This window comes from Cytobacillus purgationiresistens (assembly GCF_030813235.1).
GTDB lineage: Bacteria > Bacillota > Bacilli > Bacillales > Cytobacillaceae > Cytobacillus > Cytobacillus purgationiresistens.
Window position 1 is genome coordinate 20,932 of sequence record NZ_JAUSUB010000010.1, and the last position, 24,350, is coordinate 45,281.

General features: G+C 39.4%; 26 protein-coding genes and 1 tRNA gene. 9 read left to right on the forward strand and 18 right to left on the reverse strand.

Features of this window, described 5'->3' with window-relative positions; all coding sequences use genetic code 11:
- Positions 1-187: 187 nt before the first annotated feature.
- Positions 188-2,323, forward strand: a complete 2,136-nt coding sequence (locus tag J2S17_RS12530) for an ATP-dependent Clp protease ATP-binding subunit (RefSeq protein WP_307475313.1) — start codon at positions 188-190, stop codon at positions 2,321-2,323.
- A gap of 53 nt (positions 2,324-2,376) precedes the next feature.
- Here the strand turns inward: J2S17_RS12530 and J2S17_RS12535 are convergent, their stop codons facing one another.
- Together J2S17_RS12535 and J2S17_RS12540 are read right to left on the reverse strand one after the other, a co-directional pair.
- The gene (locus J2S17_RS12535; protein ID WP_307475315.1) at positions 2,377-4,071 is read right to left on the reverse strand and encodes a M3 family oligoendopeptidase; all 1,695 of its coding nucleotides are present in this window, start codon (positions 4,069-4,071) and stop codon (positions 2,377-2,379) included.
- 173 nt (positions 4,072-4,244) lie between these two features.
- On the reverse strand, positions 4,245-4,679 hold the full coding sequence (locus tag J2S17_RS12540) for a MarR family winged helix-turn-helix transcriptional regulator (protein ID WP_307475317.1): 435 nt from the start codon (positions 4,677-4,679) through the stop codon (positions 4,245-4,247).
- A gap of 165 nt (positions 4,680-4,844) precedes the next feature.
- On the opposite strand from J2S17_RS12540, the gene J2S17_RS12545 reads away from it, so the two are divergent.
- The 3 genes from J2S17_RS12545 (at position 4,845) to J2S17_RS12555 (ending at position 8,600) form a co-directional block, all read left to right on the forward strand.
- A complete protein-coding gene (locus J2S17_RS12545) occupies positions 4,845-6,332 on the forward strand; it encodes an ATP-binding protein (RefSeq protein ID WP_307475319.1) in 1,488 nt (495 codons plus the stop codon).
- A 208-nt stretch (positions 6,333-6,540) separates the two neighbouring features.
- Entirely contained in the window at positions 6,541-7,767 is a 1,227-nt protein-coding gene (locus J2S17_RS12550) for an MFS transporter (protein ID WP_307475321.1), read from the forward strand.
- 98 nt (positions 7,768-7,865) lie between these two features.
- Entirely contained in the window at positions 7,866-8,600 is a 735-nt protein-coding gene (locus J2S17_RS12555) for a ZIP family metal transporter (protein WP_307475323.1), read from the forward strand.
- A gap of 66 nt (positions 8,601-8,666) precedes the next feature.
- Here J2S17_RS12555 and J2S17_RS12560 read toward each other — a convergent pair whose 3' ends face one another.
- Entirely contained in the window at positions 8,667-8,897 is a 231-nt protein-coding gene (locus J2S17_RS12560) for an aspartyl-phosphate phosphatase Spo0E family protein (protein ID WP_307475325.1), read from the reverse strand.
- A gap of 313 nt (positions 8,898-9,210) precedes the next feature.
- On the opposite strand from J2S17_RS12560, the gene J2S17_RS12565 reads away from it, so the two are divergent.
- On the forward strand, positions 9,211-9,999 hold the full coding sequence (locus J2S17_RS12565; RefSeq protein WP_307475327.1) for a carbon-nitrogen family hydrolase: 789 nt from the start codon (positions 9,211-9,213) through the stop codon (positions 9,997-9,999).
- Positions 10,000-10,035: 36 nt separating this feature from the next.
- On the opposite strand, the gene J2S17_RS12570 is transcribed toward J2S17_RS12565, so the two are convergent.
- The 3 genes from J2S17_RS12570 to J2S17_RS12580 all read right to left on the reverse strand — a co-directional run bounded on the left by J2S17_RS12570 (position 10,036) and on the right by J2S17_RS12580 (position 14,207).
- Entirely contained in the window at positions 10,036-10,617 is a 582-nt protein-coding gene (locus J2S17_RS12570) for a DUF2087 domain-containing protein (RefSeq protein WP_307475329.1), read from the reverse strand.
- A gap of 104 nt (positions 10,618-10,721) precedes the next feature.
- Positions 10,722-12,170, reverse strand: coding sequence for a PAS domain-containing sensor histidine kinase (locus J2S17_RS12575; RefSeq protein WP_307475331.1), 1,449 nt, complete (start codon positions 12,168-12,170; stop codon positions 10,722-10,724).
- 255 nt (positions 12,171-12,425) lie between these two features.
- The gene (locus J2S17_RS12580; protein ID WP_307475333.1) at positions 12,426-14,207 is read right to left on the reverse strand and encodes a methyl-accepting chemotaxis protein; all 1,782 of its coding nucleotides are present in this window, start codon (positions 14,205-14,207) and stop codon (positions 12,426-12,428) included.
- Positions 14,208-14,506: 299 nt separating this feature from the next.
- Here J2S17_RS12580 and J2S17_RS12585 point away from each other — a divergent pair, with 299 nt between their 5' ends.
- The 3 genes from J2S17_RS12585 to J2S17_RS12595 all read left to right on the forward strand — a co-directional run bounded on the left by J2S17_RS12585 (position 14,507) and on the right by J2S17_RS12595 (position 17,025).
- Complete coding sequence (locus J2S17_RS12585) at positions 14,507-15,550, forward strand: acyltransferase family protein (RefSeq protein ID WP_307475335.1); 1,044 nt, start codon at positions 14,507-14,509, stop codon at positions 15,548-15,550.
- 210 nt (positions 15,551-15,760) lie between these two features.
- Positions 15,761-15,834: transfer RNA gene (locus J2S17_RS12590), tRNA-Arg, on the forward strand.
- 153 nt (positions 15,835-15,987) lie between these two features.
- Complete coding sequence (locus J2S17_RS12595; protein WP_307475337.1) at positions 15,988-17,025, forward strand: tyrosine-type recombinase/integrase; 1,038 nt, start codon at positions 15,988-15,990, stop codon at positions 17,023-17,025.
- Here J2S17_RS12595 and J2S17_RS12600 read toward each other — a convergent pair.
- The gene (locus J2S17_RS12600) at positions 17,022-17,357 is read right to left on the reverse strand and encodes a YolD-like family protein (RefSeq protein WP_307475339.1); all 336 of its coding nucleotides are present in this window, start codon (positions 17,355-17,357) and stop codon (positions 17,022-17,024) included. The two genes, J2S17_RS12595 and J2S17_RS12600, sit on opposite strands and share 4 nt — an antisense overlap.
- A gap of 72 nt (positions 17,358-17,429) precedes the next feature.
- Entirely contained in the window at positions 17,430-18,224 is a 795-nt protein-coding gene (locus tag J2S17_RS12605) for a helix-turn-helix domain-containing protein (protein ID WP_307475341.1), read from the reverse strand.
- A 131-nt stretch (positions 18,225-18,355) separates the two neighbouring features.
- Here J2S17_RS12605 and J2S17_RS12610 point away from each other — a divergent pair, with 131 nt between their 5' ends.
- Positions 18,356-18,562, forward strand: a complete 207-nt coding sequence (locus J2S17_RS12610) for a helix-turn-helix domain-containing protein (RefSeq protein WP_307475343.1) — start codon at positions 18,356-18,358, stop codon at positions 18,560-18,562.
- On the opposite strand, the gene J2S17_RS12615 is transcribed toward J2S17_RS12610, so the two are convergent.
- From J2S17_RS12615 to J2S17_RS12665, 10 genes are all read right to left on the reverse strand, one after another.
- Positions 18,554-19,204, reverse strand: a complete 651-nt coding sequence (locus J2S17_RS12615; protein WP_307475345.1) for a replication-relaxation family protein — start codon at positions 19,202-19,204, stop codon at positions 18,554-18,556. The two genes, J2S17_RS12610 and J2S17_RS12615, sit on opposite strands and share 9 nt — an antisense overlap.
- Positions 19,182-20,327, reverse strand: coding sequence for an FtsK/SpoIIIE domain-containing protein (locus J2S17_RS12620; RefSeq protein ID WP_307475347.1), 1,146 nt, complete (start codon positions 20,325-20,327; stop codon positions 19,182-19,184). Before J2S17_RS12620 ends, J2S17_RS12615 begins: the two co-directional genes overlap by 23 nt.
- The gene (locus J2S17_RS12625) at positions 20,324-20,596 is read right to left on the reverse strand and encodes a hypothetical protein (protein ID WP_307475349.1); all 273 of its coding nucleotides are present in this window, start codon (positions 20,594-20,596) and stop codon (positions 20,324-20,326) included. The genes J2S17_RS12620 and J2S17_RS12625 overlap by 4 nt, the downstream gene beginning before the upstream one ends.
- A 382-nt stretch (positions 20,597-20,978) precedes the next feature.
- Complete coding sequence (locus tag J2S17_RS12635; protein ID WP_307475353.1) at positions 20,979-21,167, reverse strand: DUF4177 domain-containing protein; 189 nt, start codon at positions 21,165-21,167, stop codon at positions 20,979-20,981.
- Between the two features lie 92 nt (positions 21,168-21,259).
- On the reverse strand, positions 21,260-21,556 hold the full coding sequence (locus J2S17_RS12640) for a BppU family phage baseplate upper protein (RefSeq protein ID WP_307475355.1): 297 nt from the start codon (positions 21,554-21,556) through the stop codon (positions 21,260-21,262).
- Positions 21,557-21,570: 14 nt separating this feature from the next.
- The gene (locus J2S17_RS12645; RefSeq protein WP_307475356.1) at positions 21,571-22,497 is read right to left on the reverse strand and encodes a hypothetical protein; all 927 of its coding nucleotides are present in this window, start codon (positions 22,495-22,497) and stop codon (positions 21,571-21,573) included.
- An 80-nt stretch (positions 22,498-22,577) separates the two neighbouring features.
- Complete coding sequence (locus J2S17_RS12650) at positions 22,578-22,976, reverse strand: hypothetical protein (protein ID WP_307475358.1); 399 nt, start codon at positions 22,974-22,976, stop codon at positions 22,578-22,580.
- An 11-nt stretch (positions 22,977-22,987) separates the two neighbouring features.
- Positions 22,988-23,206, reverse strand: coding sequence for a phage holin (locus J2S17_RS12655; RefSeq protein WP_307475360.1), 219 nt, complete (start codon positions 23,204-23,206; stop codon positions 22,988-22,990).
- Complete coding sequence (locus J2S17_RS12660) at positions 23,206-24,012, reverse strand: N-acetylmuramoyl-L-alanine amidase (protein ID WP_307475361.1); 807 nt, start codon at positions 24,010-24,012, stop codon at positions 23,206-23,208. The genes J2S17_RS12655 and J2S17_RS12660 overlap by 1 nt, the downstream gene beginning before the upstream one ends.
- Before the next feature lie 22 nt (positions 24,013-24,034).
- Positions 24,035-24,322: a hemolysin XhlA family protein gene (locus J2S17_RS12665; RefSeq protein WP_307475363.1), complete on the reverse strand. Its 288-nt coding sequence runs from the start codon at positions 24,320-24,322 to the stop codon at positions 24,035-24,037.
- Between the last annotated feature and the right edge of the window lie 28 nt (positions 24,323-24,350).

The following is a 24,350-nucleotide window of genomic DNA, read 5'->3' on the forward strand; positions in this document are numbered from 1 at the left end:
TTAAATTAATTCGATTAACCTCCCCATAGCCGCACCGAAGCTTATCCATCCCTATCCAAACTAAAGTTTGGATTTCGATTAGAATAAGTTGGCATTCCAGCCAATCAAAAAACTTGAAAGTCAATTAAGGTCAAATTATAATGAAATATAAGTCAAAGATAGTCAAAGTCAAAGGGAGGAATTCTTGATGAAATGTCAAAAATGCAAACAAACTGAAGCAACTATTCAAATGAGATATGTAATGAACGGAAATGAAGCACATCTTCATTTATGCAAAGACTGTTACCAAACTGAAAAACATATGCTCCCTTCCTTCGGACCAGCAATGAACAGTTTTTCAGGGTATAATCACATTCCTTTAGATGAATTTTTCAAAAAAGTAAGTGAAGCTGCTTCCGATCAACAGAAGCAAAACCACATAAAAGTACAGCAAGGGAATGGCGGTAGTGGTTTTATTGACCAAGTCGGAAAAAATTTAACGCAAATGGCGAAAGCCGGATTAATTGATCCAGTGATTGGCCGTGATGAAGAAGTAAATAGAGTAATTGAAATACTAAATAGAAGAAGCAAGAATAATCCTGTTCTTATTGGTGAGCCAGGTGTGGGTAAAACTGCAATTGCAGAAGGATTTGCAATTAAAATCTCAAAAGGTGAAGTACCAAGAAAACTGCAGAATAAAGAAATTTATTTACTAGATGTCGCATCTCTTGTATCCAACACAGGCATTCGCGGCCAATTCGAGGAAAGAATGAAACAATTGATCAGTGAAGTTCAAGAGCGAAAAAATATCATTCTTTTTATCGATGAACTGCATTTGCTTGTAGGCGCCGGTTCAGCTGAAGGTTCAATGGATGCCAGCAATATCCTAAAACCCGCTTTAGCGAGAGGTGAATTCCAATTAGTCGGAGCCACTACCTTAAATGAGTATCGTAGGATTGAGAAGGATGCTGCCTTGGAACGCCGCTTTCAGCCAGTTCACGTAAAAGAACCTTCTGCTGAAGAAGCACTCAATATATTAATGGGGCTAAAAGCACAATATGAAAACTATCATGAAGTAGAGTTTACAGATGAGGCCATTAAAGCATGTGTGCAATTGTCTAAAAGGTATATTCAAGACCGTTTCCTTCCAGATAAAGCAATCGACTTGATGGATGAAGCGGGCTCTAAAATTAACTTAATAACAGATTATAAAAGTGAAGAGATGACTGAAGAAAGATTAAAAGAAATTAGCAAGCAAAAAGAAGCTGTATTAAAAGAAGAGAAATATGAAGAAGCAGCGAAACTTCGTGAGGAAGAATTAAAACTGGAAAAAGCATTAAATCAAACGAGTACTGAGCGACCTAAAGTGAAACTGCAAATGATTCAAGAAATCATTGAAAAGAAAACAGGCATTCCTGTTGGTCAACTAATGAAGGACGAACAAAAGAAAATGTCTGAGCTTGAACCAAATCTATCAGCTAAAGTCATTGGACAGGATGAAGCTGTTCGAAAGGTGACCAAAGCCATTCGCAGAAGCCGCGCAGGCTTGAAGTCTAAAAATCGTCCAATTGGATCCTTCTTATTCATTGGTCCAACTGGAGTCGGGAAAACGGAATTATCAAAAACGCTTGCCCAAGAGCTATTTGGAACAAAAGAATCGATGATCCGGCTTGATATGAGTGAATACATGGAAAAACATAGTGTGTCCAAGATCATTGGTTCACCTCCAGGCTATATTGGCCATGAAGAAGCTGGCCAATTAACTGAAAAGGTTCGCCGCAATCCATATAGCATTATACTGCTTGATGAGATTGAGAAAGCCCATCCAGATGTTCAGCATCTATTCTTGCAAATTTTAGATGATGGAAGGCTAACTGACAGCCAAGGCAGAACAATTAACTTTAATGAGACCGTCATTATCATGACAAGTAATGCAGGCACTGGTAATAAAGAAATCCAAGTTGGTTTCGGTGCAAATCAAGCAATTCAAGAGGGGAATATTTTAGATTCACTTGGTCAATTCTTTAAGCCAGAATTTATTAATCGCTTCGATAGCATCATTGAATTCCAGTCATTAGATAAAACACATCTCTTACAAATTACTGATCTCATGCTAAATGAATTAAAAGAAACTTTAGCAGAACAAAGTATCGATCTCGATGTTTCTACTGGGGTCAAAGAGAAACTAGTTGAGCTAGGCTATCATCCTTCCTTTGGAGCACGACCCTTACGCAGGATCATACAAGAGGAATTAGAGGATAAAATCGCCGATCGCATGATTGCCAATTCAATCAATAGCAGCCTACAGGCCGTTATCCAGGATGAAAAAATCGTGATTAAATAATAATGGATTAATATTAAAAGCGTAGAGACTATTCGTCTCTACGCTTTTAATCTCTATAGTTCTTTGTCATCCACCTGGTTTAACCAGTTTTCAATTTCACCAACAACAGATTCTACACAACCCTCTTCAAATGGTGAAATCAAATTGGCTTCTGAGACCAAACCAGTAAATGCCTTACTGCCTCCTAGTGAGCAAAGATGCCTATAATCCTTCCATGCGCCCTCATGATTTTCCCTTGATTTCTTCCAAAATTGGAAAGCGCAAATTTGAGCTAATGTATAGTCGATATAATAAAATGGTGAATTATAAATATGGCCTTGCCTTTGCCAAAATCCCCCATTTTCAAGATATTCATTCCCATCATAATCTTTATGCGGCATATACTTTTTCTCAATACTACGCCAAGCCTGTTTCCGTTCAACAGGTGAAGCAGAAGGATTTTCATAAACCCAATGCTGGAATTCATCTACTGATACTCCATACGGTAAAAACAATAAGGAGGAACTTAAGTGTGCAAATTTATATTTCTCAGCATCTTCTTGGAAAAACAGCTCCATCCATGGCCATGTGAAGAATTCCATGCTCATCGAATGAATCTCAGCCGCTTCATATGTAGGCCAAATATATTCAGGTATTTCAAAATGACTGCTTGAATGCACTTGGAAAGCATGACCAGCCTCATGAGTTAATACATCGATATCCCCTGAAGTTCCATTGAAATTCGAAAAAATAAAAGGTGCTTTGTAATTATCAATATATGTACAATAGCCACCACCAGCTTTTCCTGTTTTAGCAACAAGATCCATTAATCCATTGTCGTTCATATATGAAAAGAATTTTCCCGTTTCTTTGGAAAGTTCATCATACATCTTTTGCCCCTTTTCAATAATCCAATCTGGGCTGCCTTTCGGAGTAGGGTTTCCAGACAAAAAATTAAAGCCTTCATCGTAGAATTTAAGCTGGTCAACACCTATTCTTTTTCGCTGTCTTTCTTTAAGCTTAGTTGCTATCGGCACAATAAATTCTTCTACCTGCTTGCGAAATTTCGCAACCATCTCTGCATTATAATCTGTGCGATACATCCGATAATATGCTAATTCAACAAAGTTATTATATCCAAGCTTATGAGCAATTTCAGTGCGCACATGGACTAGCTCGTCATAAATCCGATCCAGTTCATTTTCATTATCAGCAAAAAATTGAAATCTTGCTGCACTTGCCTTTTTTCGCATCTCACGGTCTATTGACTCTGTATATGGCTCCATTTGCGCCAATGTTAATTCTTGGCCTTCAAATTGGATTTTTGCCGATGCAATTAGCTTAGTATACTCTGATGACAATTTATTCTCCTTTTGAAGCAAGGGAACGATTTCTGGAGAAAATACTTTCAATTGCGCATCTGCTAATTCAAATAACTGGCTACCCCACTGCTTCTCAAGATCCACGCGAAATGACGAGTCAACCAAGGCCTCATAATACTTAGTCACAAATCCTTCAACCTGAGGCTCAACCTCGTCAATAAAGTCTTGTTCATCTTTATAGAATTCATCATTCGTATCGATAGAATGGCGAATATATGCAAGATTCGCCATTGTACCCATATCATTTCTAATCGCATTTACCTCTTTCATCGCCTCAACTTGCTCTTCCATTGATGAAGCTGACTGAAATGCATTTAATGCAGCCTTAAATCGGTCTTCAACTTCCTCCATATTTGGACGAATATATTCATAATTAGCAAACTTCAAAGTCACACGACCTCCTATGTATTGTTTTCTTACTGAGTAAGAGTTTGGTTAAAAGCTTTGCTTTATAATGATCTTTCTACATTTATTCGACAATCTTTTTACAAATCCCTTCCACTCCCGAAGTTTTTTTCCAAATTCAAACAAAATAGAAAAAACGGTCCATTTGAACCGTTTTATCTGCTTCCAACTGAAAGCCCTAATTTTTTTATTAAATCTATGACCGTATCCTTTTCCTCAGCCGATAATTCGGTCATCAGCTCGTGAATATACTCCTCATGCCCAGGAAAGACATTTTCAATAAAGGCTCTGCCTTCATCAGATATTTCTGCATATGTGACCCTTCTATCATTAGGACAGGCTACTCTCCGCAGATATCCCTTATTTTCAAGCTTGTCTACTACATACGTAATACTGCCGCTTGCTAATAGAATCTTGCCGCCAATTTGCTGAAGCGGCTGATTCCCTTTATGGTAAAGCAGTTCAAGTACAGCAAACTCTGTCGGGTTCAATCCATAAGTTTGAATCCGTCTATTCACATGCTCATTAATTGCGCGGTACGCTCTTGATAAAACAATATATACCTTTAATGATTGGCTGGTCTCATCCATCTACTATCCAATCCTTTGCAAATTATTTAAAATCGTAACTTCTTGAATTCAAACTAATTATAAAAAACGTTTAGAAACATGTCAATTTCTATCAATATTTCTCAAGGAGAAAAAAATGTTATAATAAGAGATATTGATTAATTATTAATGGAGTAGAATAACTAAATGAATAGTCGACGAAAAAATATATTTTTGTATTTAATCATTGTCATCATACCCATAATTATTGGCGGATTAGTAATTTTTCACTTTGCGTTTGAACGTGATAACAAGCATCGTTTAGACGAAGCTGAGTGGTTTGGGACAATACACCAAAGAAATTGGGACCAATTTATTTCTGAGACAGTAACAACGCTGGATATTTTGTCAATTAGCATAGATCCAAATGCTGATGATGGTGATTTACATAGTTTACTTAAGAAAACAAACCGAATGGATTCGAGGTATGGAGGTCTCTTTCTTCTAAACAGCAATGGGAAAGTAAAGCATGGATCAACTTCTTATTTCAATGATATCAACCAAGCACTGGATCATTATCTTCAAGAGGTTATTAGAACGAAGGACACGGTCATCTCAGATACAGTAGAAACGTTACCTAACGGACAAAAGATCGTTGGAATAGCTAACCCTATACTGGATGATAATAATGAGTTAACTATGATCATAGTAGCCCAGTTGCGTGTGGATTATATGCAAAACATTATGCAGATGCTGACACCACATGCCCAACTAGCTATTACTAATACCGCTGGACAATCTATTGTGGCTTTAAATGGTTATCAACCTCAATCTGACCAATCGATTATCCTCCCAATTGACAGGCTTCCTTGGAATATAGAGGTTAAAGTGAAAGAAGTGGACCGTTTCAATGTACTAAAAAAAGTCCTTTTAATCTCCTTACAAATAATAATCATTACCCATATATTATTCTTTTTGATTAAATACCTAATGCTCAAACGTCAAACCGCATTAGAAAAAAAGGAAAACGAACTGCAGAAATTGGAATTAGTCGGTAATTTAGCCGCGAGTACCGCTCACGAAATTAGGAACCCTTTAACAGGTATTAAAGGTTTAGTTCAATTACTTGGAGAAAAATATACATCTTCACAAGATCAATATTATTTTTCAGTAATCAATGAAGAGATTAACCGAATCAATGAGATTGTCAGTGAATTTCTCATTCTGGGTAAACCTACTGCCCAAAAAATGGAATATATTAACTTAAACAATATTATACATGAACTAGAACTACTGATCAGGTCTGAAGCAAATTTGGCCAATGTGAACTATGTTGTGTCTATGCCCGACCATCCCGTTATGGTCATGTGTACAAAAGATCAAATGAAACAAGTCATCCTTAACATTACAAAAAATGCATTAGAATCGATGAGTAATCGTGGCGGAACTATGTCAATTATTCTTACGACACATAATCAAAAATGTCATTTAAAAATTACTGATACTGGCTCGGGCATTTCAGAAGATCAACTGGATAAAATCTTTGAACCTTTTTACACCTCTAAAGATACAGGAACCGGACTAGGATTGGTTGTCTGCAAACGAATCTTAGAATCCTTTCAAGGTGAAATACTCATTTCCAGCAACGTGAATATTGGAACTGAAGTCAATTTATATTTGCCTGTTAAGTCCTGACAATCCAAGAATGAGGAATATTGAATCTGCGAAAAAATAATAATAAAGGAGAGCCACTATGCTCTTCTTTTTATGTTTACTTAAATTCTAAGGAATGTGAAGTAATCTTTTGTTTAGAATAAAAGAAAGGCTTGATTTATTTAGAAATAACTCCAATAATATATTCGTATTCATTTACATAACTTATTTTTCAAAAAGGAGTCTTATTATGAACCAAGCCGCAATCGCCCGTACTATTCCCAAAAAGGAGTCAACCAGTTATCGGATATTGTTCATTATCGGGCTGTGTCACCTCTTAAATGATGCCATTCAAGCAATTATACCAGCAATGTTCCCAATATTAGAAAAGTCTATGGGCCTTTCCTTTACTCAATTAGGAATGATTGCATTTGCACTTAATATTGTTTCATCACTATTACAACCTGTATTTGGCAATATCACTGACAAAAAACCTTTCCCTTTCGCTTTGCCTATTGGACTAACCATCACTTTATTCGGCATTATTGGATTAGCCATTGCACCAAGATATGAATGGATTCTTGTTTCTGTATTATTTATTGGTCTAGGGTCAGCAGTATTTCATCCAGAAGGATCAAGGGTTGCCTATATGGCTGCAGGTCCACGAAGAGGGCTTGCACAGTCCATTTATCAAGTTGGAGGAAATACCGGTCAATCATTAGCGCCGCTTATTACAGCCCTCATTCTTGTACCATACGGACAATTTGGTGCAGCATGGTTTACAATAGCAGCTTTCATGGCTGTTTGTTTATTACTTTATATCGCTTTTTGGTATGCTAATAAACTAAAGTCTGAGCAGCTGGAGAGAAAACAAAAAAGCAACTTGCCTAATGAGACTAAACCGATAACTAGAGCAGTGAAATTATCCTTAACACTAGTATTATTTCTTATTTTCGCACGATCTTGGTATATTTCTGGAATGACAAATTTTTATGCCTTTTATACCATCGATAAATATTCATTTTCAATCAGCCAGGCACAAATATATTTGTTCGCCTTTTTAGTTGCTGGAGCACTCGGGACATTCTTCGGAGGCCCTTTGGCTGATCGATTCGGTAAAAAAAATATTATTTTCCTTTCGATGATGCTTACTGCGCCTTTCTCCATTCTTATTCCATTTGTACCTGCATCTGTAGCATTTTGCTTATTACTGATTACAGGTTTTGTGCTTATGTTAAGTTTTTCAGTGACTGTTGTTTATGCTCAAGAGTTAATTCCAGGGAAGATCGGCATGATGTCAGGATTAACTGTAGGATTTGCATTTGGAATGGGAGCAATTGGATCTGTAGCACTGGGATACCTCATTGATTTGATTGGGTTGACAACCACCATGACTCTAATGGGATTATTGCCATTAATCGGTCTATTAACGCTACTGCTGCCTTCTGACCAAACTTTAGCAAAGTGGAACGGATAACATGAAAGACCACTTAACAATAATTGTTGAGAGATAAGCTTTTACTATGATGGATCAATTCACCAATGTATACACTTTAGAAGAAAGGTGGAAGAATCATGAATGAAGTGTTTTTAGGTACCACTCTTTCTGCCATGTCAACAGGACTTGGCGCCTTAGTAATCTTGTTCATTGGCGGCTCAATAACCCATAGATGGCGTGACACTTTATTGGCTTTTACGGCCGGGATTATGATGGCTGCCTCAACAATGGGGCTAATACCTGAAGCGCTGAGTATTGGAGGCTTCGTTCCTCTTGCTATTGGAGTATTTCTCGGGGTTTTCACATTAACAATATTGGAAAAAAACATACCGCATATAGATTTAGAACATACAAAAAAGGGCATTGAATTTGATGAAAAAGCGATGCTGATCATCGCTGCGATCACCCTTCACAATATCCCTGAAGGCCTGTCAGTTGGCGTTAGCTACGCCTCGAATAACGGTGGGGATACCGGCAATCTTATTGCGTTTGCGATAGGATTGCAAAACGCCCCTGAAGGCTTTTTAGTCGCATTATTTTTAGTTAATCAAAAAATAAGCCGGTTTAAAGCTTTTATTGTTTCTACTCTAACAGGAGCGATTGAAATTGTTTCAGGGCTATTAGGCTATTACCTGACAAATTATATTGCCTTTCTTGTCCCATATGGTTTAGCATTTGCTGCTGGTGCGATGCTATTTATCATCTATAAAGAACTCATTCCTGAAAGTCATGGTGATGGGCATGAAAGAACATCCACCTATTCTTTTATCATCGGATTACTATTCATGGTTCTTTTAATCGATTTATTTTAAGTTCATCCGAGGATCTGCCAGTCAGATCCTAATTTTATTTCTTAATAGAAAGTAGTATGCCTCTATTCAAACTGCTGTTTTTTTCAAAGCAACAATGATTTGGTTAAATAATAATCTAAAGTCTGACTTTTTGCTTTTGTCTTGTTTCATCATTTGATATTCATATATAAGCTTATCTAACTCTTGGCTATAACGTATAGTTATTTCACTGCCTATTCCATTTTGTTTTGCTGAAACCATCATTATTTCTCTCTTCCTTTGAATATCTTCCATTATATTACTCCTTTTCCACTTCAAGTTACTTCCTCCTATTTTTCCCAATTATTCTACTTTAATAACTAGTAAACATTATCCACTTGAAGAATTATTACAAGAATTTCTATAAAAGTAAATAGATTCGCAAAATTAGACAATCTTTTTTTAAAACAATGCGAATCGACATTCAATCCTCTTATTATTCGTGTTCATTCGACATACGTATTACGAATCCCTGTTGTCACGTAAGTGCTAAAGTACTATCATCTATCTATTTTTATTGAAAGTAGGACTTATATGAGATAACTTAGAGAAGAATCAAAAATTAGAATAAACTACCTGAGGAGAGATAAAAATGAAATTCAAGGTTGCTTGCCTCCAAATGAATATTGCATTCGGTAACCCCACTGTTAATTATCAATCTGTTGAGAGTTTTATTCATGAGGCTTGCCAGGCTCAAGATCCTCCAGATATTATCGTTTTGCCAGAAATGTGGACAACGGGCTATGATTTAACAAATTTAAATCATTTAGCTGATAAAAATGGGCAGCTGACAATCGATTTTTTGAAGAAGATTGCCCTTAAATATCAAGTTCACATCGTTGGCGGATCGGTTGCAACACAAGCAAATGAAAAAATGTTTAACACGATGATCGTCATTGATAAAGAAGGCAACCATGTTCAAAATTATAGTAAGCTTCATTTATTTAAATTGATGGATGAACATTTACACCTGGCATCTGGGGCAGATAAAGGAATGTTCACCATTGATGATGAAACATGTGCGGGAGTCATTTGCTATGATATTCGGTTCCCAGAATGGATACGCGGACATGTGTTAGAAGGCGCGAAAGCAGTATTTGTTGTCGCTGAGTGGCCGACACCTCGACTGGACCATTGGCGAGCGCTTTTAATAGCTAGGGCGATTGAAAATCAATGTTATATCATTGCTTGTAATTGCGTAGGCTCTGACCCTAATAACGAATTTGCTGGCCATTCCATCATTATTGATCCATGGGGTAAGGTGCTGGCTGAAGGCGGGGATGAAAAAGAAATCATCCAAGCAGAAATTGACCTTGCTGAAGTGGATAAAATTCGAGACATCATCCCTGTTTTTTCTGATCGCCGGCCTGAATATTATTAATGGACAGATGAGGCTCACTTATAATAAGTGAGCCTTTCAATCAATTTTCGCCCACATCTCTGGCGGATTCACTTCATAAATACCTTTCTCTCTGTACATATAGTGATTAATAATAAATTCACGACGAATAGTCGCATAATCATCATGAAATCTTTTGATGTATTCATTTATTTCTTTTTCTTCGTACTTCACGCCAACCTTAAGGCCTTTAATCAAGTGTTCAAATATGATAAGCTTCTTTTTTCTCTGAGCTGGTATTGTCTTTAACTTCCCATCACCCGTAAAAAAGTGGCCAATCACTTTTTGTTGCTCCGGCTTTTCATTTATCATGCCTTCCAGCTCACTCTCATGATTAATAATATTTCCAATCGCCTGTGCTTGATGCTTTAATACAGAATCATTTAAGTGATAATATACTGTATTCTTATCTCTTCTTGTATAGACAAGATTGATATCTCTTAATTTATGTAAATGATGGGTAATGGTAGGCGGGGTTAATCCTAGCTTTCCAGCAATTGCTTGCCCATGTAAAGGACCTTGAGATAAAAGATATACGATTCGTATTCTTGTGGGGTCACCCATTGTCTTATGAAAAGCAACTAAACGGCTTAATTGCATATAGTTAATCTCCTTTCATTAACAAATTCAATTATCATCTAATTAGATATATATCAAATAATGATGCGTTAGTCAAGATGACTTAATACTTCTCCCCAAAAAAATCATCGTCTTTTATTAGGTAAATAAATTTCAAAGGTCGTTCCCATTGCAACCTCACTATTAACATGGACGCGGCCATGGTGCTCATCTATTATTTTATATGACACCATCAAACCTAACCCTGTACCTCTTTCCTTGGTTGTATAAAAGGGTTGACCGAGCTTATCTAACTTATTTTCTGGTATTCCCCCGCCCTCATCCTTAATCGTAATATATATCCCGTGATGTTCTGCCGATCGTACGGATATGGTAATGACTCCACCTTTAGGCATTACTTCTATCGCATTTTTTATTATATTAATAAAGACTTTCTTTAATTGGTTTGATTCACATGAGATAGGTTGCAGTCCGTACTCATAATAAGTCCTAAATTGGATATTGTTTAAAAGGGCCTGAGCATTCAGTAGTTTTACTGTTTCCTTCATGATAATAATTACATCATTATCCATGTATTTGACAGCCTGGGGTTTAGAAAGAAATAAAAACTCATTGATAATTGAATCGATTCTCGCTAATTCAGTCGAAATAATATTAAAATACATGGCGTGTTCCTTTTCCATCGAATTCTCCAATAGTTGGATAAATCCTTTTACGGCAGTCATTGGGTTTCTAACCTCATGTGCAATACCTGCTGCAAGCTGCCCTAGAACATTTAAGGTGTCAGATTTTCTTAATTTATCTTCCATTTCAAGTTTTTCGGTAATATCTTTAAAGGTTGTTAAAGTATAATCTGAAAAAAGATTATAGTTAACCAAATACTCAACCGTTTTCTTCTCACCTTTTTCAGGTTTTAATTCAATTGTACCTTCATATTGACCTTCAGTTAACAAAATGGCGACAATTTCCTTAATTTCTTCAAAGGCACCTGAAAATTCCTTCACTACATAATGCAATGACTTTCCTATTAATTCATCTTTCCTTGCTAACAGCATCTTTTCTGCAGATTGGTTAATATCAGCTATTCTTCCAGCACCATCCCATAAAATAATCCCTTCTAATGCCCCTTCAAATACTTTGCGAAACTTTAACTCATTTTCCCTTAACTCCTTCTCCATTCGGTGTCTTTCACTTACATTGCGAAAAATGGCCATATGGTACCCCTCATAGGAGTGAAGTTTCATTGTAAACTCAAGTGTTTTATTCTGCCCATTTGGCATTAAAAAAAGCAGTTCATCACGTATCGCTCCCTTATCATAGAGGGCTTCAACAATATTTAAATACTTAGAATCCTTTTCATATATAAAATCACTGATCTTATGCTCGATCAAATAATCATAAGAACTTTCAAAAATACGGCATGCAGATTCATTCGCATGTATGATCCAGCCCCCATCCTCCCACAACACTATCCCATCTATGGCTTCCATAAATAACTCAGAATAGATTCCTTCTTGTTGAGAGATTTTATTCACCAGCATCCTTCTTTGATTTGAATCATTAGATGTAGGCAACTCATTTTACCCCCTAAAGCATTTTCTAAATATGGTGATAATTCTACAAAAATCGCCAATATCCTCTTTCTCCCAAAAGAAAAGAGGATCACCTTCCTCAAATGACCAGCGGAAGAGTATTTGCACGATGTCACCAAACAGCATTAGTCTAATTGCATTCTCAGCCTCTTCAAAAACCTCTCAGAACATATGTATCCTTATGGTTGGACAAGGAAACTAAAGATAGCGCATCATAATCGATGCGCTATTGATTCTTCATTTCACTTTAAATTGCATGATCATTTGATTTAACTTTTCTGCAAGCTCAGATAATGATTGTACGCTTTCAGAAATATTTTCCATTGAAATATTGGTTTGTGTAACTGATGCACTAGTCTGTTCTATACCGGCTGCTGATTGTTCTGATACAGCAGCAATACTTTCAATTGCACTATTCATAGTAATCGACCCTGTAGAAACCTGTTCAAGGCTGGAGGTTATCTCATTTACATTTATTGACATCAAATTAACAGATTGAGAGATCTCCTGAAAGGTATCAACAGTTAAATGTATTTGTTCCGTTCCTTTTTGCACTTGATTATATCCATTTTGCAGGGAGTTTACTACATTTTCAGACTCCTGCTGGATACCTTTTACGATATTAGTAATATCATTCACTGATAAAGAAACCTGCTCTGCTAGTTTTCTGACTTCATCAGCAACCACCGCAAAACCTCTTCCTTGCTCACCTGCCCTTGCTGCTTCAATTGCGGCATTTAAAGCAAGTAAATTCGTTTGATTGGCAATTTCTTGGATGACACCTACTAATCTTGATACTTGTTTAGTTTCAGTATCTAACCCTTTGACCCGTTGGACAGAATCTTTCATTATTTCATTGATTACATTCATTTGATTTTGAGATCCCTTCATTAGGGCATCTCCTGTCTTTGTCAAATTCAGTACCTCATTGGATCCTGATTGAACCGTTTCTCCATTGCTCTTCGCTATTTCTACTTTATGTAGATAATCCTCCATCATTCTTGCCAATGCTGTAGAAGAGCTTGCTTGCTCTTCCGCCCCGCCATTTAATTCCTGCATTGTTGAGGATATTTGCTGACTAGCTGATCTCACTTCATTTGCAGAAATCGATAATTCACCGCTTCGTTCAGACACATTTGTAGAGACATCATTGATTTCTTTAATCATCCCTTGCAGCTTCTCTTTCATGGTATTTGTTGCATGTCCCAGTTCAGATATTTCATCATTATCTGTAACCTTTATTTGTGATACACTAAGGTTTCCTGCAGCCACCTCATTAGAAACATGTACGATTTCCCGTAATCTCTTTGAAATTAGTTTACTAATTATAAGGATACATAATATTCCTAAAACGGCAGAAATAATAATTGAAACAACTAGGACAATTAAAGTAAGCGTTAATATTTTCGAAGCTTGTTGTGAAGCTTGTATTTGTTCAGACTTCACAATTTCTAATAATTGATTTAAATGACTGACTGTATCTGTGATTAAATTATCCGCCTTTAATTTTGATAAACGATATTCCCTCACGTTTTGCAGCTTTACCTGTGGTTCAATCTCTTCATAAAACAAGCGGTTTACTTCCTTGTCATCATTATCTATTTGATTATAAAGCTCTTTCATTTCATCCGTCGTTAAAACTGGTACTACTTCTTTTTTTTGCTTTTCAAATTCTGCTTCAATCTCCTTAAATAAAGCTAAATGCTTCGGGTTAGAGTCAATTATATAATTGCCTATCGTAGAGCCCTTATGATGAAAAGTAGCGCTGGTTTCCGCAATTTCGATTGCCTTGTCAGTCGCTTCCTCAGCAAAATTTATCTTTGTATTCGCATAAGCCATCATTATAAAGGAAATCAGTGTCGATAGGGTAAATAATCCTATGGTAAAAAATAGAGCGACACCATATTTCTGCCCAATTTTCAATCGTTTCCATAGCTTTGTCTTTGTAAGAAAACGAGTTAGTGACTCCCCTTTCTTCTTTCGTTTCGGGTGTTTGCGATTTTTCTTTCCCCACTTCATTGAGGTTCCTCCTTCTCATAAGCTGAATATGGTTCCTCAGCATTACGAACACAATTAAAAAAATGAATATTTTTTACTATTTTCCTTATTCATTATAATTTAAATAGTAGTTTTATTGAAGAGTTCTTTCTAATTTATTTAGTAAAAAATACCCACGAACCATAAGGAGATATGACTTAGCAATTTCCTCTTTTTGGTTTATATCCCAACGCATTACAAGGGAGAAATCGTTTATTTCTTATTTGATTGGGTATATACTGTAATATGTTTTAGGGGGTCTTTAATTAAGAGGAGGATTTATGCGAGAACGTACATTTTATTTTGACAATGTAAAGTTTATATTAATTATCTTTGTTGTCTTTGGTCATCTGCTTCGCTCTTTTATTGAAGATAGTGAAACGATATTAACAATATATAAAGTAATCTACACCTTTCATATGCCTGCCTTTATATTAGCGTCAGGCTTTTTTGCAAAAGGGTACTATAAAAAGGGATATATCAAAAAAATAGCGAAAAAACTCATTATACCTTATTTGATTTTTCAATTGATTTACTCTGTGTTTTATTATTATTTGCATAATCAATCAACATTCACACTTGACCCATTCAATCCGCATTGGTCACTTTGGTTTTTAATATCTTTATTTTTTTGGCATATGTTATTGCTCTTATTTGCTAAATTCAAACCTACAATTGCCATTAGTACTGCTGTCCTGATTGGTTTAGCTGTTGGATATATTGATTGGATTTCTAATTTTATGAGCCTTTCAAGAACATTCGTATTCTTTCCGTTTTTCTTAGTCGGCTATTTTGCTAAAAAAGAACATTTCTTTGCTTTATTTAAACCACCTGTTCGAATAGGTGCCTTAATTATGTTTGCTGCAGTATTTATATTGTTCTATACAAATCCGAACATTAACTATGAATGGTTGCTGGGCTCTAAACCTTATGATGCTCTGAACGCCGCTTCAATTGGTGCAATGTTTACCCGTTTAGGCTTTTATTTATTAAGCTTCATCATGATGATCAGTTTCTTTTCCTTTGTACCTAAAGGACAATACTTCTTTACTAATCTAGGGAAAAATACATTATATGTTTATCTTCTTCATGGATTTTTCGTTCGTGTATTTCGTGAAAGTGATGTGCAGAATTTCTTCAATGACGCTGAGAGCTTCCTGCTGCTAGCAGGGATCGCATTACTATTAACACTGCTATTATCCAGTAAGTTAATCACCGCTGTAACCCAGCCCGTCATTGAACTAAGCACAACGAGATTCAAAAGCCTAAAAACAAGGCTAACAGCAGCCTTAAAGTTTTACCGAAAGAAATACCGATTGGATTAAGGTGGCTCGCTCAGCACCAAAAAGTTTAAGGGCGTAGGAAATGAAAGTGAGCTTTCCTTCACCACAAATATATTTTAGAAAGGAGCATTTGATATTTCTATCATTGATGCTCCTTTCTTATATAGATATTGACCGATTATTAAATTCAGTCTATAATATATTACTGACGCTATTATTAAGTTTGATGCAACTCCACTATTACATAATCATGTCCCAGTAGCTCAGCAGGATAGAGCGACAGCCTCCTAAGCTGTAGGTCGTAGGTTCGATTCCTATCTGGGACGCTTAATGTAAGAAAACGCTATGTATCAACGTTTATATGCCGTTTAATCACACGGTGACATATTCGATGACATAGCGTTTTTTCGTTGTATGTAGGTCGTAGATATTGTGAACGTAGGACATTACGGTGACTTTTTCAGGAGGTTATCGGACACATGAAACGTAGTTATATCGGACAACGAAACGAGGTTAGGCGCGGCAAGGTCCTACAGCCTGACGTTGACCTAAATACAACGATTGACCAAGCGATGGTAATATTTATTCGCGCAAAAGAGGCGGAAGGAGTTCGCCCTGGGACCATTAAAAATTATTTTGATATAGTTCGTTATCTCCGCGAATGGTTAGGCGATGACGTAAAATTAATTAACACGATCAACGCCGACACAATACGGATGTACATTAATTACCTGCGGAATGAGCGAACACCTTATGCGGAAGATGATTCACGTACTAAAACCGGTAAAAACTTGTCGGTCAATACTATAAACATCCGCATACGAACCCTGCGCACGCTTTTCCGCTTTCTTTATAATGAAGGAATTATTTCGGACAACCCTATGCAGAACATTCCGCTGGTCCGTGACGATGAGCAGCAAGAGGTGCCGGGGCTATCCGATAATGAAGTTGATAGAATACTCGCATCTTATGACGATAGACAATTCGCTCAGTGGCGCGATAAAACTCTTATTCTACTTTTACTGGACACTGGTATGCGAATAGGAGAATCATTGTCTCTCACTTCTGAGCAGATAGATTTCCGCCAATTAACGGCGCATGTTCCATCACAAATAGCAAAAAATAGAAAGAACCGTGAGATTCCTTTAAGCCGGGAAGTGGCGAAAAGACTACGTCAATTAGTCGATGAAACGCAGCAATACTTCGGCGAAGATTCCCAAATATTTATGAACGCTTTTGGCGACGATCTGACTGCTGATGCATTTAGACGCAGATTAAATCGGCTTAAAAATAAAATAAATATAGACACTTTACATCCGCACATGTTCCGTCATACTTTCGCACGAAATTATATATTAAATGGTGGAGACTTGTTTACGTTACAGCGAATACTCGACCATGCTGAAATTCAAACAACGCGCAAATATATTCAAATGGATAATGAACACGTCCGTCAGCAACATAATAAGTTTTCTCCGTTGAGGCGGATTGTTAAACGAAATGGCATTCGTATTTAATCATCGATAATCTCAACGTCGACCACGTCCGCCATTGACACGCGCGTCTGCTCGCCCATTAACGTAATCACTCGCAACTGTTGCTGAATGGCATCGAAATAATGCACACGTCCAACTGTGTCGGTAATGAATCCGCCTAGCCATGTCGACAGACGCAACGGCATGTTATATTCCATCGCGTAAGCCACTTGCTCGTCAAATTCCACACGCTGGTATTCGTCGATCAGTGGCTTTTCGCATTTCTCCAACTCTTCGCGCAACATCTTAAGCTCCGCCACATGCTCCGTCATAAAGAAGCCTTGCCATTTTTGCAGTCCCCTATCGCGTATCATACGTAATTACCTCCGGTTGTTTTTAGGCTTGCGCCGCTTTAAGCTTATTATACACGAACGAATGTTCTATATTCAACCGTTAAGCCAATCGTAAAATACTCCGCTTTCATTAACCGTCCGCTGGCGTACGATTCGAGTAGTCGCGTTCTGCCATGCTCGATACAAATAATCGTCCAGCTTGCGGATCTTTTGCTGCTTCGTTTTCAGTATCGCATTATGGAACGCAGTCACGAACGGCTCCGGATTATCCTCGATGACCACTTCGCTGTTGATTGATCGTTTAGCTCGAAGAAGAATGCCGTAATATTTATAAATTTCTTCGGCGATGAAGTACCGTTCCATGGCGTTGTAGACGTCATTTGGCAGCGAATCTTTTAAGGCTTGCGATGGGACTGACGTGTCTAAATATGTATTATTTTTAAGATTAATAGAATCTAAAGGTTCGTTTTCGTTTTTCGCTAGTTTAGCGTTACTCTCCGTTGGCTCTGCGCTATCTACACGATTGGACACGCTCGACTGGTCATTGCGAGTAAAACGCAGCTCATTGACGGGTAGAATGCGCAATATGTTGGCGCCCTTCCCTCCGTTTATCTTACGTAGCGTGGCGACTTTCTCAACGATGCCAAGCTCGCCAAGCTTATTGACGATGCGCCTCGCGGTCTTCTCACTTTTGCCGATAATCTCCGCCAAGGTTGCGGCTTTTAAATGTGCTGCTCCCGCAAACTTGACGGCATATCGTGCGATGGTACTCAGCGTCAGGCGATCCGTGTCGTTTAGTTCGAATGCGTTACGTTTGATATGCGTGTCAACTGCGTCGTTTAATTGCTGCGTCGTATTGAAAGTTTGGTAGTCCGATAGATAGTGCATCAGTTTCGCCCCTTATTCGTTTATTTAAATATAATTATATATCGCTATGTCGATATGTCAATCCCTATTTACAAAATATCGATATAACGTTATAATTAAATCAAATAATCACGGACAAGGAGTGACGCTGAATGCTTTACGTTAAAGTCTCGGAGATACTCGAAGAACGCAATATCACACGGGCAGCGCTCGCAGAAATGACCGGCTTACGTCCAAATGTGATAAGCGAAATATGCAACAATCAGCGCACGACTATTAATCGCGAACATATCGCACGTATTGCTAAAGCGTTAGATGTTACGGACACTAATCAATTATTAGAGTTACGCTCACTTTAAAACCATTCGAATGCCGTCGGTCATTGTTATCGGCTTTGCTTCGGGTGGTTTTTCTTTTTTGAGCGACTGGACAAACGCTGTAAATGACTGCGCTTGGAATATGCGAAACGGATAGTCGGCGGCATTTATCGCATATGGACGCTCGCTTAATATAAGGACATGCGGAAATGGTTTCGGCATAATACCTGCGCGATAGAAGTCAACGTATCGACCTAGCTTTTCCGCCATTTGCCGGTCACTATAAAGCGTACGCTGTACCTCCACGAAAAAGCCAGTCTTGCGATACTGACAATATACGTCCGGCTCAACGGTACCTTTCCGTCCGTACTTCGGCTCGACTAAGAACGTCCTTGTCGCACCAAGCATTCGCAGCTCCTTATACACGTCAAGTATCGCGAGGAAGTGGCCGATCTTTGCGCTGTTCTTTTTAATCTGCGTCTCTGCACCGAAATATAGAAACGGCACGAACGCTTTCGACCGCTGTATATGACCGTCGCGCCATAAACGAAGCAACACGTTGTTAGCCGAGTAATTCGGACGCTTGTTATCTGCGAAATGTATTTCCGCAATACTGTCGCGATCCATTACTCGGAATCGATTCAAGTCTGCGATTATCTCCTTATCTCTCTGCGTCAATGGCATCGTAAAACACATCCTCTTCCGTTAGTTTTTCTTGGTCCTGCGTGACTGGTTTCGTTTTACCTTTCGAAACCATGAACGGATTTAGTAACTCCTTTGCGTCCCCCATTTCGAGGTACGGCGCCTGCAAGTCGTAAAGTTTGTCGCTATTCATTACAAAGCGTCCAGGTTCTTCTATCTTCTCCGCGTCAGGCGTATTGACGATTCGTGCCTCCGTTTTGTCTCGCAGCTTAAAGCCCATGCTCACCGTTAAGTTTACGCGAATAGTCGTGTCTAGGACCTTCGCATTCGGTCGCTGCATCGAAAGGATTGCGAATACTCCGAGCGTCCTACCTATCGCAACAACTTCCGTCAATATCTCCATGACAGTCTCATCCTTGCGCAGCATGACAAATTCATCGATACACACCACGAGATATGGACGCCTATGTTCCACTGGCAACTCATCGATATGACTGACTTCGAATGTTTCCGTCAAATCGCTGCGTTCGTCTAGTTCGCGTTTGATGTGACATAGCATCTCCGCGATATCTCTACCGCTGCTCAAGACGCATTGCACATGCTCGACTTTACGGAAGATATGAAACTCCGACTTCTTGCAGTCGCCTAGGTATAGCTTTAATTCGCTTGGCTTTTTTGCCAGTATCAGCGTAGTTAATATCGACCTCAATTGTGTTGACTTACCGCTACCTGTTTCGCCAGCAATAAGGATGTGCGGTTGCTTTAATAAGTCGAATGCTACATAGGCGCCCGTACGATCCTTTCCGCAGATTATACCGAGCTTGAGTTTTGTCAACTGTTCGCGAATATCTTCGATGTCATACGCCAAGTCTCCGGTTGATGACTTCGAATAAATCGTCAGTGTATAGCGTTTGACTTCGCCTTCTAGTCGGATATGTTCTCCGAAGTGTTGTAAGATTGCGAAATAGTTGCGTTTAAGTATGTCGGGATTCAAGCCGTTCGGAAGCGAGAAAGTATATTGCGTTGAATGGTCGGTGATTTTTACGGAGACTATTTTCGGAAAAATTGGCCGCTCGAGCGTGCCGAGATAAATATTGCCGCTTTTAAATGCGCTGATCAACCGTTTCCTTGCGTTAAGGTTCGTGATTAAATGTCGCCAGCTCATTTGAGCCACCCGATAAGCGCGTTCGTTTCGATGAAGTATACGCCTGCCGCAAGTCCTGCGAGTGGTAGCAATATTCGTATGACTGTGCCTAGTGCGTGAAATCCGTAAGTCTCGGCCGTCTTGTCTACCGCCGCTACCAATATCGTCGAGCCTGCCGCCAATAACATCGTCGTTGTAAATAACATTTCTTCCGCCTCCGTTTTCTTAACGTCTTTTCTCTTTCTTTTCCTCATTGCGTTTCTTCTTGTATGATTGCGTTTAGCCGTCACTTACTTAACACTTCCGCAACCCTGTTAATAGCCTATGCGCGAACGCCTGTCTATGTTGTTACTTTTTTGCGTATAGAAAACTTTTGGCTTGTCGATACTTGTACAAAAACGCAGGAGTGATCGGCATGTTTTCATTTTTAGGACTAGGTAAAAGCCGGACGAAGTTTGGGCGATGGTTGGACAAAAAGGAAATAACGCAGATAGAAATCGAAGAGTTATCGGGCCTGAGCCGCAGGACTGTTTCGCGATTATGTAATGACGAGGATTATCAACCGAAATATTCGACGGTAAGTAGGGTAAGGTATGCGCTTAAGAAGTTAGGCGAAAGTGTGACGGATGATTATTTCGGAATGTAAAAAAGCCGCGACATAAGCCGTGGCCATTATTTTTCACGCATTAATGTATAGAATACTTCGTCAGAGCTTCCAACACCGACTCCGGCAGTAAAAGAACTTATAACTTTCCAGCCTTCTGCGCCAAGCTTATTTAATTCTTCATCCGGGTTGAACTTCGATTTAAATACGCCCTTTCTATCAAATTTTATCGTTTTATATTCGTATGTATTTATCACGGTATAACCTCCCTTTATTTGCTAATTATACAACATAAAACCATTCGTATGTACAAAAAAATCGCCCCAACCACGAGGGTCAGGGCGTTTTGTTATATTCGTTTTCCTACGATAAATCTGCGCGTGTCACTTGCGAACTCATTACCGTTCGAATACTTGACAATTCCCTGCACAACGAACAATCCGTCGCTCGATAAATCGTCAGCAGAAAGTGTTACTTCGCAAATACCTCTAGTCAAATCCGTAATGTTCGCTCGTTTAATTATTCGTCGAGTGCCCGCTTTAATAACAACGTCGACCATCGCATCAACCAACGACACTGATTGCCCGTTGTCAACTACTGTCAACTCGAGCACGGTTCCGCTGTCGCCTGCTTTTATTTCCGCCATCCGTAACACCTCCGCTATAATTTAATGTCAATTGTTTTCCTTCGAACTACTTCCAGCGTTTCAACCCGTCTTTGCGATATTTCTACCGTCAGTTTAATCGTCTCCTGATACTCAGACCATTCCGCTATCATTCGCTGCAATGTATCTACTACTGTTAAGGCATCCTTATAAATCATCACATTAAAATCCGACTTTCTTTCACCAATGACAAAGAATCGTTGTGATAAATCAAAAGGCAATGCCGCGTCATCCACTATCGCTTGGACAGTCACATAAGTTGTCGCCCCGTTTGCATAAGTTATAATAAGGGAATCGAATGGCACCGATCCGATTTGACCTTCGTTGTAGAGTTGCTGTAATGTATCGAAGGCGTACGTCGAGTCCTCGTAATTAATTTGCGAAGTACTTGCAGAAATAGCGCCATCAAGGTATGAGTTTTGCTTCGTTTCAGCCTGCGTAAAGGAATCGGCGAATAGTATCTGTCGCGTATCAACCGTCAACATACCGTCATCACCGACTAATTCGCCTCCGCCTGTTCCATCGTCCAACCAAGTCCCGCCGACCAGCGTTGCGTGATTTCCCTTGCCGCTTTGATCAATCGCACTCTTCGTATTAAAGTCGAATAGGGCTACGATTTTGCCCGCGTTGTAGTACGTTATTTTATATAGCCGACCTTTCGAGCGTGCATGCGGCAAATACGAGCTAAGAAAGTAAACATCGTCCGTGAAAGTGTTAGCGCCGAATCTGAGCGTTACCTTTTGGTCCTTCGGTATATTTGTGTAGGAAATACTCGAGTAAACCGTACTGTTGACGCCGTTTATGAAAAAGGAGGACCAGCCGGCGCCTAACGCCGAACTGTTTAAATGACCGTTAGGAAGACCGACCCTTGCGTCAATCACATAGTTTCCGCTAGTCTGTGCGCTTTCTATCAAGCAAATCATTTCGATCGTATCGATAGGAACAGACGGACCTTTCAGACTGTCGCTTGTTCCATTCAGCGAAAGGTAATAGGCCATGCCCGTTAAACCGCAAATTTACGGTAGTTAACCGTCAGCTTAATATCGCTTTTATTCTGAACGTTTCCGACTGCGGGTGTCGTTACTTTAAGCCAAAACGGTTTACCCACGCCGTTATCTGCAATATTCGCTATCGAAAGTGCGGCTCCGCCAGCTAAATACATTCCGGCTACTCCACCGCTATCCGGCGCAAGCTGCATCCACGTACTTTCGTCAGACCCTTCGGTATCTGTAGGATCAATCGAAATATTTTCAAATCGCTCGGCTGCGTTATCGTTAAATAACCACAACCGAACCTCTTGCGAACTTCCAGCTATAGGATGCTGCGTTGAAATTGCGTTAGATCCGTCGCCAGCCGAGACGATGTCAGTTAAGCCTTGATTCTTGGCGATTTTCAAGGACATCGTATTTCCTCCTATTCTTCGCGTGTTTTCTTAGTCACGTCGTTATTTTTCCAGTAACTCCATAGCGCCGTACCACCAAGGAATGCAAACGAAATAAACTCGCTCACTCCGTCAGCATCGACAGGAATAACGCTCATCCCCGCCATTTCCAGTCCCGTATTTACTAGCGCCAGCAACAGTAAAATAAACCGGCTGACTGTGCCGGCATTGATTGGTTTAGTATTATTCATTATTTTGCCTCCTTCGCAATATAAGGCGTATAGCCTGCTTTCTTCGCCTTTTCCGCTAGTGCCTTCGCGTTAGATTCGTTACTAAACGCGCCAAGCTGCACCTTATACAACCCGCCAACCTTCACCGCAAACGCATCGAATTTCTTACCTTTCGCTTGCTTTACGAGTGCGTCAGCGTTTGCCTTCTTGCTGAATGCGCCGATTTGTACTTTGTAAAGCGTGCTTGACGGATTGGCTGGTGCAGGCTTGCTGACTGCCGCTTGCTTCTTCGATAGATTAAATGCCTTCGCGATTCCTACCGCATGCCCTCGAGCAACTTTCTCGATAAACGCCGCATCTTTTAATTTCGCCGCATCTGCTGCCGTATCGATGAACAAGTTTTCCGTTAACAACGCAGGCATTTTAGATTCGCGCAACATGTGGTAGTTAGCGCGTTTCTTACCGCGATCACGAACCTCTACAATTTGCGCCATGATTTCGGCATGAATGACGTTTTGATAAGTCGTCGTTGGCGCCCCGACAGTCGTATAAATGAAGTCCTCGTAACCCGTTCCGCCGCCAGCGTTGATATGGACGGAGAGCAAGAAATTAGCGCCCCAAGCGTTTGCTGCGTTCGTACGTTGAGTCAGCGACAAAGTGGCGTCATTGGTGCGACTTAACTTAACCTCGACGTTGTTGTATTCCGTCTTGAGAATCGCCTCAATGCGCTTGGAAATCGTCAGCGTTAAATCCTTTTCGCGTAAACCATTGCCGACCGCTCCCGGGTCAGTACCGCCATGTCCTGGATCGATAAATACTTTAACCAAATAAATCCGCTCCCTTTTCGTTTTATTTTATAATCGCGACTCCCACCGTTACTAGCAGTCCGATGACCGTTAGCAACGTTCCCCAAACCCATTTCGTGTTCGCCTTCATATCCCGTATGTCCTCGCGATTCTCCCTCGCCAAGTTCAGCGCTGCTTCGGCTTTGTCATCGACTTTATCTGCCTTTTCGTCTGCGCGTTCAGCAAGCCGTTTGATGTCGTTGAGATTATCCATCTTCGTATCAATTCGCACCAGCCATTCGCGTATGTCGGCGATCTTTTCGTTTAATTCGTGCCCGCTTGGCTCCGACAATGTGCCGCCCCTCCTTTCGATGGAATAA

Excerpts from the sequence above, each read along its gene's own strand:
- J2S17_RS12550 (WP_307475321.1), top strand. The coding sequence starts at position 6,541 with ATGAACCAAGCCGCAATCGCCCGTACTATTCCCAAAAAGGAGTCAACC.
- J2S17_RS12580 (WP_307475333.1), bottom strand. The coding sequence starts at position 14,207 with ATGAAGTGGGGAAAGAAAAATCGCAAACACCCGAAACGAAAGAAGAAA.
- J2S17_RS12545 (WP_307475319.1), top strand. The coding sequence starts at position 4,845 with ATGAATAGTCGACGAAAAAATATATTTTTGTATTTAATCATTGTCATC.
- J2S17_RS12605 (WP_307475341.1), bottom strand. The coding sequence starts at position 18,224 with ATGCACTATCTATCGGACTACCAAACTTTCAATACGACGCAGCAATTA.
- J2S17_RS12650 (WP_307475358.1), bottom strand. The coding sequence starts at position 22,976 with ATGTCCTTGAAAATCGCCAAGAATCAAGGCTTAACTGACATCGTCTCG.
- J2S17_RS12565 (WP_307475327.1), top strand. The coding sequence starts at position 9,211 with ATGAAATTCAAGGTTGCTTGCCTCCAAATGAATATTGCATTCGGTAAC.
- J2S17_RS12640 (WP_307475355.1), bottom strand. The coding sequence starts at position 21,556 with ATGGCGGAAATAAAAGCAGGCGACAGCGGAACCGTGCTCGAGTTGACA.
- J2S17_RS12655 (WP_307475360.1), bottom strand. The coding sequence starts at position 23,206 with ATGAATAATACTAAACCAATCAATGCCGGCACAGTCAGCCGGTTTATT.
- J2S17_RS12615 (WP_307475345.1), bottom strand. The coding sequence starts at position 19,204 with ATGCCATTGACGCAGAGAGATAAGGAGATAATCGCAGACTTGAATCGA.
- J2S17_RS12555 (WP_307475323.1), top strand. The coding sequence starts at position 7,866 with ATGAATGAAGTGTTTTTAGGTACCACTCTTTCTGCCATGTCAACAGGA.
- J2S17_RS12585 (WP_307475335.1), top strand. The coding sequence starts at position 14,507 with ATGCGAGAACGTACATTTTATTTTGACAATGTAAAGTTTATATTAATT.
- J2S17_RS12595 (WP_307475337.1), top strand. The coding sequence starts at position 15,988 with ATGAAACGTAGTTATATCGGACAACGAAACGAGGTTAGGCGCGGCAAG.
- J2S17_RS12570 (WP_307475329.1), bottom strand. The coding sequence starts at position 10,617 with ATGCAATTAAGCCGTTTAGTTGCTTTTCATAAGACAATGGGTGACCCC.
- J2S17_RS12530 (WP_307475313.1), top strand. The coding sequence starts at position 188 with ATGAAATGTCAAAAATGCAAACAAACTGAAGCAACTATTCAAATGAGA.
- J2S17_RS12600 (WP_307475339.1), bottom strand. The coding sequence starts at position 17,357 with ATGATACGCGATAGGGGACTGCAAAAATGGCAAGGCTTCTTTATGACG.
- J2S17_RS12620 (WP_307475347.1), bottom strand. The coding sequence starts at position 20,327 with ATGAGCTGGCGACATTTAATCACGAACCTTAACGCAAGGAAACGGTTG.
- J2S17_RS12645 (WP_307475356.1), bottom strand. The coding sequence starts at position 22,497 with ATGATTTGCTTGATAGAAAGCGCACAGACTAGCGGAAACTATGTGATT.
- J2S17_RS12540 (WP_307475317.1), bottom strand. The coding sequence starts at position 4,679 with ATGGATGAGACCAGCCAATCATTAAAGGTATATATTGTTTTATCAAGA.
- J2S17_RS12610 (WP_307475343.1), top strand. The coding sequence starts at position 18,356 with ATGCTTTACGTTAAAGTCTCGGAGATACTCGAAGAACGCAATATCACA.